Annotated in this window: 13 protein-coding genes; 3 read left to right on the top strand and 10 right to left on the bottom strand. The window is 73.4% G+C overall.

The window, feature by feature from the left end; all coding sequences use genetic code 11:
• Positions 1-32: 32 nt before the first annotated feature.
• Complete coding sequence (gene lepA, locus AB0I89_RS32465) at positions 33-1,910, bottom strand: translation elongation factor 4 (protein WP_357134533.1); 1,878 nt, start codon at positions 1,908-1,910, stop codon at positions 33-35.
• 117 nt (positions 1,911-2,027) lie between these two features.
• The gene (locus AB0I89_RS32460; RefSeq protein ID WP_357134531.1) at positions 2,028-2,564 is read right to left on the bottom strand and encodes a DUF4240 domain-containing protein; all 537 of its coding nucleotides are present in this window, start codon (positions 2,562-2,564) and stop codon (positions 2,028-2,030) included.
• On the opposite strand from AB0I89_RS32460, the gene AB0I89_RS32455 reads away from it, so the two are divergent.
• Positions 2,563-3,609, top strand: coding sequence for a phosphotransferase (locus AB0I89_RS32455; RefSeq protein ID WP_357134530.1), 1,047 nt, complete (start codon positions 2,563-2,565; stop codon positions 3,607-3,609). The two genes, AB0I89_RS32460 and AB0I89_RS32455, sit on opposite strands and share 2 nt — an antisense overlap.
• A 276-nt stretch (positions 3,610-3,885) precedes the next feature.
• Positions 3,886-4,152: a 30S ribosomal protein S20 gene (rpsT, locus tag AB0I89_RS32450; protein ID WP_355053192.1), complete on the top strand. Its 267-nt coding sequence runs from the start codon at positions 3,886-3,888 to the stop codon at positions 4,150-4,152.
• A 94-nt stretch (positions 4,153-4,246) separates the two neighbouring features.
• On the opposite strand, the gene AB0I89_RS32445 is transcribed toward rpsT, so the two are convergent.
• From AB0I89_RS32445 to AB0I89_RS32430, 4 genes are all read right to left on the bottom strand, one after another.
• The gene (locus tag AB0I89_RS32445; protein ID WP_357134528.1) at positions 4,247-4,663 is read right to left on the bottom strand and encodes a hypothetical protein; all 417 of its coding nucleotides are present in this window, start codon (positions 4,661-4,663) and stop codon (positions 4,247-4,249) included.
• A complete protein-coding gene (gene holA, locus AB0I89_RS32440; RefSeq protein ID WP_357134527.1) occupies positions 4,660-5,640 on the bottom strand; it encodes a DNA polymerase III subunit delta in 981 nt (326 codons plus the stop codon). The genes AB0I89_RS32445 and holA overlap by 4 nt, the downstream gene beginning before the upstream one ends.
• Positions 5,641-5,805: 165 nt before the next feature.
• Complete coding sequence (locus tag AB0I89_RS32435) at positions 5,806-8,187, bottom strand: ComEC/Rec2 family competence protein (protein ID WP_357134525.1); 2,382 nt, start codon at positions 8,185-8,187, stop codon at positions 5,806-5,808.
• Positions 8,184-8,978: a ComEA family DNA-binding protein gene (locus AB0I89_RS32430; RefSeq protein WP_357134523.1), complete on the bottom strand. Its 795-nt coding sequence runs from the start codon at positions 8,976-8,978 to the stop codon at positions 8,184-8,186. The genes AB0I89_RS32435 and AB0I89_RS32430 overlap by 4 nt, the downstream gene beginning before the upstream one ends.
• Before the next feature lie 209 nt (positions 8,979-9,187).
• Between AB0I89_RS32430 and AB0I89_RS32425 the strand changes: the two genes are divergently transcribed.
• Positions 9,188-10,666, top strand: coding sequence for an arabinofuranosidase catalytic domain-containing protein (locus tag AB0I89_RS32425; RefSeq protein ID WP_357134521.1), 1,479 nt, complete (start codon positions 9,188-9,190; stop codon positions 10,664-10,666).
• A 51-nt stretch (positions 10,667-10,717) separates the two neighbouring features.
• Here the strand turns inward: AB0I89_RS32425 and AB0I89_RS32420 are convergent, their stop codons facing one another.
• The 4 genes from AB0I89_RS32420 to rsfS all read right to left on the bottom strand — a co-directional run bounded on the left by AB0I89_RS32420 (position 10,718) and on the right by rsfS (position 13,453).
• The gene (locus AB0I89_RS32420) at positions 10,718-11,494 is read right to left on the bottom strand and encodes an SDR family oxidoreductase (RefSeq protein ID WP_357134537.1); all 777 of its coding nucleotides are present in this window, start codon (positions 11,492-11,494) and stop codon (positions 10,718-10,720) included.
• Between the two features lies 1 nt (position 11,495).
• A complete protein-coding gene (locus tag AB0I89_RS32415; protein WP_357134519.1) occupies positions 11,496-12,350 on the bottom strand; it encodes a DegV family protein in 855 nt (284 codons plus the stop codon).
• Positions 12,351-12,419: 69 nt separating this feature from the next.
• Positions 12,420-13,049 carry a histidine phosphatase family protein gene (locus AB0I89_RS32410; RefSeq protein ID WP_357134517.1) on the bottom strand — a complete coding sequence of 210 codons (630 nt, stop codon included), beginning with the start codon at positions 13,047-13,049 and terminating at the stop codon, positions 12,420-12,422.
• The gene (gene rsfS, locus AB0I89_RS32405) at positions 13,046-13,453 is read right to left on the bottom strand and encodes a ribosome silencing factor (protein WP_355053184.1); all 408 of its coding nucleotides are present in this window, start codon (positions 13,451-13,453) and stop codon (positions 13,046-13,048) included. Before rsfS ends, AB0I89_RS32410 begins: the two co-directional genes overlap by 4 nt.
• Between the last annotated feature and the right edge of the window lie 43 nt (positions 13,454-13,496).

The raw sequence follows: 13,496 nt of genomic DNA, 5'->3' as shown, positions 1-13,496 counted from the left end.
GGGGGGGGGGGTGGGGGGTGGGGGGTGGGGGGCTACTTCTTGCCGGTGGGTTTGGCGTCGCCGGAGTCGGAGGAGAGGGCGGCGATGAAGGCCTCCTGGGGCACCTCGACGCGGCCGACCATCTTCATCCGCTTCTTGCCTTCCTTCTGCTTCTCCAGCAGCTTGCGCTTACGGCTGATGTCACCGCCGTAGCACTTGGCGAGCACGTCCTTGCGGATGGCGCGGATGGTCTCCCGGGCGATCACCCGGCTGCCGATGGCCGCCTGGATGGGCACCTCGAACTGCTGGCGCGGGATGAGCGTACGGAGCTTCGCGGCGATGGTGACGCCGTAGTTGTACGCCTTGTCCTTGTGCACGATGGCGCTGAACGCGTCCACCGGCTCGCCGTGCAGCAGGATGTCCACCTTCACCAGGTCGGACGCCTGCTCGCCGGAGGGCTCGTAGTCCAGCGAGGCGTACCCCTTGGTACGACTCTTCAACTGGTCGAAGAAGTCGTAGATGATCTCGGCGAGGGGCAGCGTGTAGCGCAGCTCCACCCGGTCGGCGGAGAGGTAGTCCATGCCGAGCAGGCTGCCGCGCCGGCCCTGGCACAGCTCCATGACCGCGCCCACGTAGTCGTTGGGCGTCAGCACGGTGGCCCGCACCACCGGCTCGTACACCTCGGCGATCTTGCCGGTCGGGTACTCGCTCGGGTTGGTGACGACGATCTCCTCGCCGTCGTCCGTGATCGCCCGGTAGACGACGTTGGGCGCGGTGGAGATGAGGTCGAGGTTGTACTCGCGCTCCAACCGCTCCCGGATGATCTCCAGGTGGAGCAGGCCGAGGAAGCCGCAGCGGAAGCCGAAGCCGAGCGCGCCGGAGGTCTCCGGCTCGTAGTCCAGGGCGGCGTCGTTGAGCTTGAGCTTGTCCAGGGCCTCGCGCAGGTTCGGGTAGTCGGACCCGTCGATCGGGTAGAGGCCGGAGTAGACCATCGGCTTCGGGTCCTTGTAGCCACCCAGCGGCTCGGCCGCCGGCCGGGCGTTGATGGTGACCGTGTCACCGACCCGGGACTGCCGGACGTCCTTCACACCGGTGATCAGGTAGCCGACCTCGCCGACCCCGAGCGCCTCGGCCTTGACCATCTCGGGTGAGATGACGCCGATCTCGAGCAGCTCGTGCACGGCGCCGGTGGACATCATCTTGATCCGGTCGCGGGCGCTGATCCGGCCGTCGATGACCCGGACGTACGTGACGACGCCGCGGTACACGTCGTACACCGAATCGAAGATCATCGCCCGGGCGGGCGATTCGGCCTCGCCGACCGGCGGGACGAACTGCCGGACGATCTCGTCGAGCAGGTGCGGTACGCCCTCGCCGGTCTTGCCGGAGACTCGGATGCAGTCGGCGGGGTCACCGCCGATGAGGTGGGCCAGCTCCTCGGCGTACTTCTCCGGCTGGGCGGCCGGCAGGTCGATCTTGTTGAGCACCGGGATGATGCGCAGGTCGTTCTCGAGGGCCAGGTAGAGGTTGGCCAGGGTCTGCGCCTCGATGCCCTGGGCGGCGTCGACCAGCAGCACGGCGCCCTCGCAGGCGGCCAGCGACCGGGACACCTCGTACGTGAAGTCGACGTGCCCCGGGGTGTCGATCATGTTGAGCACGGCCTGCTCGCCGGTCCGCTCGCCCTCGCGGATGGTCCACGGCATGCGCACGGCCTGGCTCTTGATGGTGATGCCGCGTTCGCGCTCGATGTCCATCCGGTCCAGGTACTGCGCGCGCATCTGCCGGGGGTCGACCACGCCGGTGAGCTGCAACATCCGGTCGGCCAGGGTCGACTTCCCGTGGTCGATGTGGGCGATGATGCCGAAGTTCCGGATGCGACCGGGGTCGGTGGCACCAGGGGCGTTCGCGCCGGGATCGAGCTTCGGTGGCACAGCGGTCCGTTCTAGTCGGCTGACGTGAACAGGCCGGCGCGCCGCCGACCCCCTCCATGTTCCCACGCCGCCGGGGTACGCCCACTGCGCGGGCGACGGATCGGCCCCCGGGACGCCTCACTCCATCGGCGGCTCCACGAAGAGCGCGGCCAGCCGGGGCAGCCGGCGGCGGGCCTCGGACTCGTCGTCGAAGTCCCAGAAGTCGTTGAGGTTCGGCGTCCGGACCGGCTCGCGGTCCGTCGGCAGCTCCGACGCGGTGGCCCTGCGGTACGCGTCCCACGGCACCGCCAGCATCTGCTCGGCGGAGAACTCCTCCCCGCTGAGCGACGCGGCCCGCACCTGGGGCAGCTCGGCCAGCGAGTCGGGGTCGCCGACCGCGCGGGCGAACACCGCCCGACCCTGGGTCATCAGCCAGCCCCGGAAGTGCTCGAAACCCTCCGCCGACGCCCCACCGTTGATCAGGTACGCCGCGCCCCACAGGTCCGCCTTGTGCGAGGCGGCCAGCACTCTGGCCTGGTGCTGGGCGTACCCGACGATGTCCTGCGGATCGCGCTCGGCGAGCAGCGCCACGGCCCGCGCGGCGACCGGCCCGGGCTCACCCCCGCCCCCGGCGCGGGCCTGGTCGATCAGCTGCCAGAAGTCCTCGGTCCTCATGGGTTGGCAGTCTGGCAGTGTCGCCGCGCGCCGCGCATGTACCCCGGGGGAGCATGGTGGGGTGTCCTCCCCGCCACCGCCAGTGCCGTACCACGCGAGCGCGTCGCGCCCGTCGTGGCCGGAGCTGCCGGCGGCGCTGCGGGCCGCGATCGCCGACCGGCTCGGCGCGCCGGTGGTCACCGCCCAGGTTGCCACCGCCGGCTTCACCCGGGGCTTCGCCGCCGTGCTGCACACCGCCGACGGCGGTCGGGCTTTCGTCAAGGCGGCACCCGCCGCCGTGCAGCCGGGCCTGGTTCAGGGGTACGCCCGGGAGGCGGCGATCCTCGACCGGCTGCCGACCGACCTGCCCGCGCCCCGCCTGCGGTGGACGCTGGACGAGGCCGGCTGGTTCGTGCTCTGCGCCGAAGCGGTCGACGGCCACCTCCCACGCCTGCCCTGGGCGCGGGCCGAGCTGGACGCCACCCTCGCCGCGTACGCCGAGGTCGCCGCCGTGCTCGCCGATCCACCGACCGGCCTGACCGCGCTCGGCCTCCCCCGCCTGGCCGACCTGGCCCGCTCGGACATCCTCTGGTGGGAGGAGGTCGCCGCGGGCCGGGAGCCGCTCCCCGCGCTGCCCGCCGCCGCCCGGGGCAGACTCCCCGAGCTGGTGGCGCTGGAGTCCCGCCTCCCCGCGTACGCGGACGGGGCGACCGGCGTGATCCACGGCGACCTGCGGGTGGACAACGTGCTCATCGGCCGGGACGGCCGGGCCTGGATCTGCGACTGGACCTGGGCCTGCACCGGACCGGCCTGGTTCGACCTGGTCACGCTGCTGCTCACCGCATCCGACGGCGGCCTGGACGTCGATCGGATCTTCGCCGCGCACCCGGCGAGCGCGGGCGCTCCCCCGGACGCGCTGGACGCCACCCTCGCCGCGTTGGCCGGCTACTACCTCACCGGGGCGGACGCGACATCGGTGACGGCCTCACCGCACCGGTCCACGCACCAGCGGTCCAGCGGAAGACAGGCCCTCGACTGGCTCGCCCGCCGGCAGGGCTGGCGGTGACCGCGCCGGCGTCCTCGCGCGGGCCGTCCCGTGGTCCACCCCGGCTTTCCGGAAATCGGGCGGTCAGCGGCCGGCGGATACCCTGGTTCGCAGGAAGCCGGGTGGATCACGGCTCCCGCACCCACTGGGCGCGGGAGTCGAGCAGGCGCGGTCGGGTGGAGCCGTTTTGGCTTGTCCCCGGGCGACCTGGTAACCTGGCTTTTCGCGCGGCGATGACTCATGTCGTCATGCCGTGCGCAAGCTGACCAACCCGAGCTATCAAGACGAGGCTGTCGCGTGGCGAACATCAAGTCCCAGATCAAGCGCAACCGGCAGAACGAGAAGGCCCGGCTGCGCAACAAGTCGGTCAAGTCGTCGCTGAAGACCGCCGTCCGGAAGTTCCACGAGGCCGCCGAGGCCGGTGACGTCGAGAAGGCCACCGCTCTCATGCAGGATGCCTCGCGCAAGCTGGACAAGGCCGTCAGCAAGGGCGTGATCCACGCCAACCAGGCCGCGAACCGCAAGTCGGCGATCGCGAAGCGCGTGGTGACGCTCTCCGCCTGACGCTTCGTCGTCAGACTGATTCGGAAAGCCCCGGACCGAGGTCCGGGGCTTCCGTGTGTCCACGAACCGGCGCGCGCCTGCGCTTCGGCGGCCGTCAGTCCAGCGGGTCCCTGCGGCGTCTGGGCCGCACCGGGTCGGGTCGGACCACCACCGGAGTCACGGCGCTCCACTCGACCCGGGCCCGGCCGACCACCGGCTCCATCTGCCGGCGGAAGCGGTCCCGCTCCTGTTCGGGTACGAGCGCGGCGGAACGGACCACCACCGCGGCCACCATGTCGTTGAGCTTGACCATCGCCGCCACCACCACGGGTAGCACCAGCACCGCCCACCAGGTGACCAGCTCCGCGAGGGCGAGCAGCACGGCCAGGGCGATGGCGCCCTCGAAGAACAGGAAGCAGAGCACCCCACCGGGGTTGACGAACCGCAGGCCGAGGAGCCGGGCGTAGAGCGGCCGGTACCGCTCCTCGTCGGCGGACACGGTGGCCCACGCCGTACGGTTCGGCCCCGTCACCGACTGCTGCCCTGCCGGGCCGCCGCCACCGAGAAGACCGCCCGTTCCAGGGCGTACGCCCGGTCGTCCGAGCCGCCCTTGACGGCCGCGTTGCACTCCGCAGCGACCTGCATGGCGCGGACCAGTCCTTCCGGGGTCCAGCCGCGCCCCTGTCGCTGCGCCCGTTCGATCTTCCACGCCGGCATGCCGAGGCTGCTGGCGAGCTGGTACGCGTTGCCCCGTCCGGCCGACGCCACCCGGGCCACCGTCCGCACCCCGTCGGCCAGGGCGTCGGCGATGGGCACCGGGTCGACACCGACGTGCAGGGCCCAGCGCAGCGCTTCCAGGGCGGCCGGCACGTCGCCGACCATGGTGGCGTCCGCCACGGTGAAGCCGGTCACCTCGACCCGTCCCCGGTAGTAGCGGGATACCGTCTCGGCGCTGATCCGCCCGTCGGTGTCGGCCATGAGCTGGGAACAGGCGGCGGCCAGTTCGCGCAGGTCGTTGCCGACCGCCGCGATCAGCGCCTCGGCGGCGTCGTCGGGGCACCGGCCGCCGGCCCGCCGGATCTCGTCGCGGACGAAGGCGACCCGGTCGCGGTGGCCCTTGAGCTTGGCCGCCGGCACCACCGTCGCGCCGGCCGACCGCAGCCCGTCGGCGAACGCCTTGCCCTTGGCGCCGCCCAGGTGCAGCACCAGGAGCTGCACCTCCGGGTCGGGATTCTTCGCGTACGCCAGCAGCGCGGCGACCAGGTCCTTGCGGGCGTCCTGGCCGGAGCGCAGGACGAGCAGCCGCCGGCCGCCGAACAGCGACGGGCTGAGCATCTCGGCTATCTCGCCGACGGTGAGCGCACCCGCCTGGTACTCGCGGACGTCCACCTCGGGGTCGGTGGCGCGGGCCCGTTCGACAGCTTCGGAGACCGCGCGCGTGGCGAGCAGCTCCTCGTCGCCGAGGACGAGCACAATGGGGGCGAGGCTGGCGGGGGTCACGTCGCCCATATTCGCACGGCCCACGGCGGGTACGGGCCTGCTCATTCGCCGCCCGGTCGGCGCAGCCCGCACTTAGCGCAAATCCAGACATTTATCTCGGTTCACCACCTAATCCGCAAATGACTAGGATTCTGGGTCGAGTGCGCGCAATTTCCACGCGACCGACGGTCCCCCTCACGGTGGCCGTCCCGGCGGTACCCCTCGACGGGCCACCGCCAGGCCGTCGGCGGTCCGGATCGCCGCCACGTCGCCGTCGGTGTCGGTCCGCAGGACCCGGGCGCCGTGCCGGCTCAACCGGGACAGCAGCGCCGGGTTCGGATGCCCGTACGTGTTGCCCGTGCCGACCGGCACCAGCGCCACGGCCGGCCGCACGGCGGCGAGGAAGCTCTCGTCCTGGTACGCCGAGCCGTGGTGCGCGACCTTCAGCACGTCCGCCCGTAGCTGGTCGGGCGGCGTCCGGACTAGGACGGCGTGCTGCTCCTCGGTCTCGGCGTCGCCGGGCAGCAGGACCGAGACGCCGGCGACCGTGGCGCGCAGCACCAGCGAGTTGTTGTTCGGGTCCGAGCGGGTGCCGGCCAGCGGATACGGCGGTCCGAGCACCAGCAGCTCGACACCGCCGACCCGGTGACGTGCCCCGGCGGTGGTGTCCCGCATCGTGGCCCGGCCGCCGGTCGCCGCCGCGCGGACGGCCGCCCGACCGCTCGCCGGGTCCGTCGACGGCGGGGTCAGCACGGCGGCCACCCGTCGCCCCCGGAACACCCCGGCCACCCCGCCCACGTGGTCGAGATGGAAGTGGCTGACCACCAGCAGCGACACCTCCCGGATGCCGAGCCGTCGCAGACACGCGTCCACCGCGCCCGGCTCCGGCCCGGTGTCGACCAGCACCGCCCGGCCGGGCGCGACGCGCAGCACGAGGGCGTCCCCCTGCCCCACGGCGCACGCCACCACCACCCAGCCGGGCGGCGGCCAGCCGCTGGCGAGCAACCGGACCCCGAGAGCGCCCACCAGGACGGCGACCGCGACCACCGCCACCAACCGGCGCACCAGCGGGCGGCGCGCGGCCACCAGAAACGCGACGGTCAGCCCGGCCAGCAGCAGGGCACCGGCCGCCCCACCCGGCCACGCCAGGGTGCCGGCCGGCAGGCGGGCGCCGTGGCGGGCGATGACGACCAGCCACCAGGCCGGCCAGCTCGCCAGCCACGCGACGAACCCGGCCCCGGCCGGCCAGACCGGCGACAGCAGCGCGGCCGTCACCCCCAGCACCGTCGCCGGCGCGATGGCCGGCACCGCCAGCAGGTTGGCCGGCACCGCCACCAGGCTGACCGTGCCGGAGATTCCGGCGACGACCGGCCCGCAGGCCACCTGGGCGGCCGCCGGTACCGCCAACGCCTCGGCCAACCCGGCCGGTACGCCCCGACGGCGCAGCCCGTCGCGCCAACGCGGCGCGAGCAGCAGCAGACCCGCGGTGGCCAGTACGGACAGCGCGAACCCGGCGTCGCCCGCCAACTCGGGGTCGACGAGCACCAGCACGGTGACGGCGGCGGCCAGCGCGGGCAGCGCGGCCCGGGGTCGACCGGCGGCCAGCGCGACGAGCCCGATCGCCCCCATCGTGGCGGCCCGTACGACGCTCGGTGACGGACGCACCAGGATGACGAAGCCCACCAGCGCCACCCCACAGAGCACACCGGCGAGCCACGGACCGGCGCGTGCCCAGCGCGCCACCAGCAGCACCGCACCCACCACGATCGCGACGTTGCTGCCCGAGACGGCATTGAGGTGCGTCATGCCGGTCGCCCGGAAGTCCTCCTCGACGGCGGGCGACAGGCGGCTGGTGTCCCCCACCACCAGTCCCGGCAGCAGACCACCCGGGTCGTCGGGCAGCGGCGCGCAGGCCCGTTGCAGACCCGCGCGCAGAGTGCCGGCGGCGCGCTGCGCCCACGACGGCGTACCGCGCCGCTGGGGTGGACCGGTGGTCGCGAGGACCGCCGCGGTGAGGTCACCGCCGCGCGGCAGGCCGAGCCGCCCGTCGGCGGTCAGCCGCTGCCCCGGCAACAGCCCTCGCCAGCCGGGGTCGGTGGCGAGGACCAGCACCCGTACCGACGCTCGGAGCGGCTGGCCGTCGGGACCGGTCAGCCGGATCAGCTCGCCCGACACCAGCAGCATGCCGGGACGCCCGGCGGAGCGGATGGGGCGCGGATCGTCCCGCACGACGAGGTCGGCGGTGACCGGGGCGCGCTTCTCGGCAAGGGCGCGGACCGGCGGCGCGTCCCGCACGACCAGCCGGGCCGAGGTCGCCGCCGCGCCGCAGAGGACGCCGAGACCGACCGCGACGACGATCCAGCCGAAACGGCGGGCGAGAGCCCTTGGGCGACCGAGCCGACCGAGCAGGTGCAGGGTGCTCAGCGCGGTCGACACGGCTGCTCCGCCGGCCACCAGCAGCAGCGGTCGGGGGCCGAGGTGCAGTCCGGCGAGCGCGGTGAGCCAGGCGGCCACGGCCAGCCCGGCGAGCCGGAGGTCCGGTGGCGGCGGGTCGCCGACGACGGGTGGGACGTTCACACCGTCACCAGGTCCTTGAGCTGCTCATAGCGCGCGTCGCCGATGCCCTCGACCTGGCGCAGGTCACCGACGGCCGTGAACCCGCCGCGCTGGTCCCGGTAGGCGAGGATGCGCTGGGCGAGTACCGGCCCCACCCCGGGCAGCGCGTCGAGCTGGGCAAGTGTCGCGGTGTTCAGGTTCAGCGCCGCGCCGGGGGCCGGCGCACCGGCGGGGGCCGGACCGGCGGCGGGTCCGGGTGCCGGCGGGGGCGTAACCCCGACGACGATCAACTCACCGTCGGCGAGCTTGCGAGCGGGATTGAGCAGCGCCACGTCGACGCCGGGCAGCGGGCCACCGGCCTCGGAGAGGGCGTCGGCGAGTCGGGCCCCGGCCGGAACCCGCACCAGCCCGGGTTTGCGCACCTTGCCCGCGACCGTCACCACCAGCTCGCCGGACGCCGACGCGCTGGCCTGCCCGGCCACGACGGCCGAGGTGGCCTCGCCCACCGGTGGGGTGACCGGTTCCGCGTGTGGTCGGGACCGCCAGGCCCAACCGGCCGCGGCCAGCACCACCACGAGGGCCACGGCGGCCAGCGCCCGTACTCCGCGCCTGCCCGGGTCGAATGCTCCGGGGCCGGGCAGCCGCGCCATACCGCCGGGCTGATCGCCATCTGGAAGACATCCCCGCTGTGGGTCGGCGGGCACGTCCGCTGCCGACGCGTCGGCCCCCGACGGAAGCGGCGTCGCGTCGCCCGTCGCGGCGGTCAACCGGCGCAGACGCTGGCGTACCGCTGTCTCCTCGTCCTCTGCCACGCCGTGACGCTAGGACGCCGGACGTCACGACGGCCGCCTCGCTGGCCCGACCTGTGGACAACCGGGGCCTCTGTGGACAACGCCCTGATCATGCTCGCGTCTGCTACGGGAGCACGGGCCACCGACCACCCGGAGGTAGCGCGCATTCATGGATGAGGATTAATGTTAACGCTATCATCACCCCCCACCACCGCCACCTGAGGGGAACCATGGACGTGAAGAGAAGGCTGCACCGCCTGCTGGCCGCAGCGGGGACCCTGCTGGTCCTCGTCGCCGGGGCCGGCGTCTACCTGGTCACGGAGACGCCAGGCGTCGCCCGGGCGGCCGGCACCGGCCCGTGCGACATCTACGCCTCCGGCGGCACGCCGTGCGTCGCCGCGCACAGCACCACCCGGGCCCTGTACGGCGCGTACAACGGCCCGCTCTACCAGGTGCGCAGATCATCGGACAACACCACCCGCGACGTCGGCGTGCTCAGCGCCGGTGGCGTCGCCAACGCCGCCACCCAGGACACGTTCTGCGCCAACACGAGCTGCGTGATCACGATCATCTACGACCAGTCCGGCCGCAACAACCGGCTCACGCAGGCGCCTCCCGGCGGCTTCACCGGCCCGGCCCCCGGCGGGTACGACAACCTCGCCGACGCGAAGGCGGCACCGGTCACCATCGGCGGCCAGAAGGCGTACGGCGTCTACATCGCCCCCGGCACCGGCTACCGCAACAACAACACCAACGGCGTCGCGACCGGCGACCAGCCCGAGGGCATCTACGCCGTCGTCGACGGCACGCACTACAACCAGTGGTGCTGCTTCGACTACGGCAACGCGCAGACCAACGTCCAGGCCGACGAGCGCGCGATCATGGAGACGGTCTACTTCGGCGCGAACAAGCAGTGGGGCTACGGAGCGGGCGCGGGTCCCTGGATCATGGCCGACCTGGAGTGGGGCCTGTTCTCCGGGGTTAACGCGGGCTACAACAACATCGCGTCCATCAACCACCGCTTCGTCACGGCCATGGTCAAGGGCGAGCCGAACCACTGGGCGATCCGCGGCGGGAACTCGCAGTCGGGTGGCCTGACCACCTACTTCGACGGTCGGCGGCCCAACGGCTACAACCCGATGAAGAAGGAGGGGGCCATCCTCCTGGGCATCGGTGGTGACAACAGCATCACCGGTCGCGGCACCTTCTTCGAGGGCGTGCTGACCTCCGGCTACCCGACGGCCGCCACCGAGGACGCCGTGCAGGCGAACATCGCCGCTGCCGCCTACACCCCCGCGAGCGGCGGCAACCCGCAGCAGAACGCCCAGATCGTGGGCGCGCAGTCCGGTCGCTGCGTCGACGTGCCGAACGGCGCCACCACCAACGGCACCCAGCTGCAACTGTGGGACTGCATCAGCAACAGCGCCGCGCAACGCTGGACCTACACGGCCGGCAAGCAGATCCAGGTGTACGGCAACAAGTGCCTCGACGCCAACGGCCAGGGCACCGCGAACGGCACCCAGGTGATCATCTGGGACTGCCACGGCGGCGCGAACCAGCAGTGGAACGTCAACGCCAACGGCACCCTCACCGGCGTCCAGTCCGGGCTCTGCCTGGACGCCAACGGCGCCGCCACCGCCAACGGCACCAAACTGATCCTCTGGGCCTGCAACGGTGGACAGAACCAGCAGTGGTCCCTGCGAAGCTGAGCGGACAGCAGTCGGGCCGTCTCCGGAGGGAGGCGGCCCGAGTGCACCGGATCAGCGGGCCTCCGGGTCGAGGCCGAGCGCCGCCCGTCCCCCGTCCACCGGCAGGGTCACCCCGTTGACGAAGCTGGCCGCCGGCGACAGCAGGAACGCGACCGCCTCGGCCACCTCGTCGGCACGCCCGATCCGGCCCACCGGGTGCAGCCGGGTCAACTCGGCGTCGATCCACTCGGCCCGGGTGGGCTCCTGCGCGGCGAGGTACTCGGCGTGCCGCTCGGTGGCGATCGAGCCGAGCGCGACGGCGTTGGCGCGGATGCCGTGCCGTCCGTACTCGACGGCCAGCGCCCGGGTCAGCCCCTCCACGGCGGCCTTCGCCGTGGCGTACGGCAGAGCGCCCGGCACCGGCCGGCGGGCCTGGTGCGACGAGACATTCACGATCGCGCCGCCCGTGCCGGCGGCCAGGAAGCGGCGCACCGCCACGGCGGCGCCCACCACGGCCGGACGCAGGTTCAGCCCGATCAGGTCCAGCACGATGTCGGCCGACGCCGTGTGCAGGGCGGCGTCCCGGAAGATCGCCGCGTTGTTCACCCAGCCGGTCAGCGGGGCGATGCGTTCGGCCACCTCGGCGGCGTGTTCGGCCACCCGCTCGTCACCAGCGTCGCCGACCACCGCGAGCAGGCGATCGGCGGCCGGGTGCCCGGCGAGCCAGTCCACCGCCTCGGCGTCGCGCTCCACGACGACGACGGTCACGCCGGCAGTCACCAGCCGTCGCGTCACGGCCCGACCGACGCCACGGCCACCACCGGTCACCACGCACGCGCCGGCCACGATCTCAGCTCCCGGGCCGACGGTGCACGACGACACAGGCCAGACCCGGCCCGGCGTGTGCGGCGACCACCGCGCCCGCCTCGGAGACGTACGTGTCGTGCACCCGTTCGCCCAGGCGCGCGGTGAGCGCGGCGAGCAGCGCCTCGGCGCGCTGCGGCGCGGCCAGGTGGTGTACGCCCAGGTCGACGTCGTCGTCGCCGGCCGCCTCGACGGCCAGGTCGACGAGCCGGGCGACTCCCCGACTGGCGGTACGCACCTTCTCCCGCAGCACGATCGCGCCGTCCGGCATGTGCATGATCGGCTTGACCGACAGGGCGGTGCCGAGCAGCGCCTCGGCGGCGTTGATCCGGCCGCCCCGGCGGAGGAACTCCAACGTGTCGACGTAGAACCAGACGGTGGTCCGGGCCACCGCGGCGAGCGCCGCGTCGCGTACGCCGGCCAGGTCCGCCCCGGCCTCGGCGGCGGTGGCGGCGGCGATGGCCGGGAAGCCGAGGCCCATGCCGGCGGAGCGGCTGTCGACGACCTCGACCCGACCGCCGAGGTCGACGGCGGCCAGGCGGGCGGCCTCGACGGTGCCGGACAGGCCGGCGGAGATGTGCACCGAGACGACGCCGTCGGCGCCGTCGTCGAGGAGACGACGGTACGTCCGGGCGAACTGTTCGGGCGCCGGCCGGGACGTGCTGGCCGACACCCGCCGTTCGCCCAGCGCGCGGGTGGCGTCGGCGGGTTGGGTCTCCACCCCCTCCAATCCCTCCGCCCCGTTGAGCACGACGGTCAGCGGGACGACGGTCAGCCGGTGCCGCAGCACCAGCTCGGGTGGGAGGTAGGCGGTGGAGTCGATGACGACCGCGACGGGCATGCCCGGCACGCTAGCCGATCACGACCCGCCGCGCCGAGGTGCGAGCGCCGACCCGGGCCGGATCGGCGCTCAGACCGCGTCGACGACGGCCGGGGCGGTGACGAGGCCGACGTTGTGGCCACGGAGCTGCCAGCCCCGGACGTCGTCGTGTCGCAGCTCGGTCCAGTGGCAGTTGGCCAGTGAGCCGATGGTGCGCAGCACCTCGGAGGGCCAGCCGAGCAGGTGGCCGACGCCCTGGCGGGAGGCGCCGCCGTGGGTGGCGAGGACCACCGTCCCGCCGGGCGTCGCGTCGGCCGCCGTCAGGAACGCGGCGGCGACCCGCTCACCGAGTTCGTGCAGCGGCTCCAGATCCGCGCCCGGCGCCGGGTCGCCGGCCCGCCAGCGCGCGTACTCGCCGGGGAAGCGCTCGGCGACCTCGGTGAGGTGCAGGCCCTGCCACCGGCCGAAGTGCCGCTCGCGCAGCCGGGCGTCGGTGCGTACCCCGAGGCCGGTGAGCGCGGCCAGCGCCGCGGCGGTCTCCGCGGCGCGGCCCAGGTCGCTGGAGACGATGGCGTCCGGACGCAGCGACGCGAGCAGCGGCGCGGCGGCGCGGGCCTGGTCGCGGCCCAGCTCGTTGAGGGGTACGTCGGTCTGCCCCTGGACGCGGTTGGCGGCGTTCCAGTCGGTGTTGCCGTGCCGCCAGACGATCAGCCGGGTCATTCGGCTGCGGCGGACCCGCTGGCGTCGGCCTCGACCAGGTCGCGGTCGACGAACGGGATGGTGGGGCAGTCCTTCCAGAGGCGGTCGAGCCCGTAGAACTCGCGCTCCTCGGTGTGCTGGACGTGTACCACGATGTCGACGTAGTCGAGCAGCACCCAGCGGCCACCCCGCTCGCCTTCGCGCCGGATCGGCTTGGCCTTCTCCGGAAGCTCCAGCAGGCGCTCCTCGATGGCGTCGACGATGGCGAGCACCTGGCGCTCGTTGGGGGCGGCGGCGAGCAGGAACGCGTCCGTGATGGCGAGCTGGTCGCCGACGTCGATGATCGCGATGTCCTGCGCCTTCTTGTCGGCGGCTGCCTGGGCGGCGGCGATCGCCAGCTCGTGCGCGCGTTCGGAAACTGTCACCGTTCTCCTTCGATCAGGCGTGCGATCCTCCAAGCGTCTCACA

It is taken from the genome of Micromonospora sp. NPDC049801 (genome assembly GCF_040656575.1).
GTDB lineage: Bacteria > Actinomycetota > Actinomycetes > Mycobacteriales > Micromonosporaceae > Micromonospora.
The sequence above is the reverse complement of the archived record's forward strand: the minus strand, read 5'-3'. Positions and strand labels throughout refer to the sequence as shown.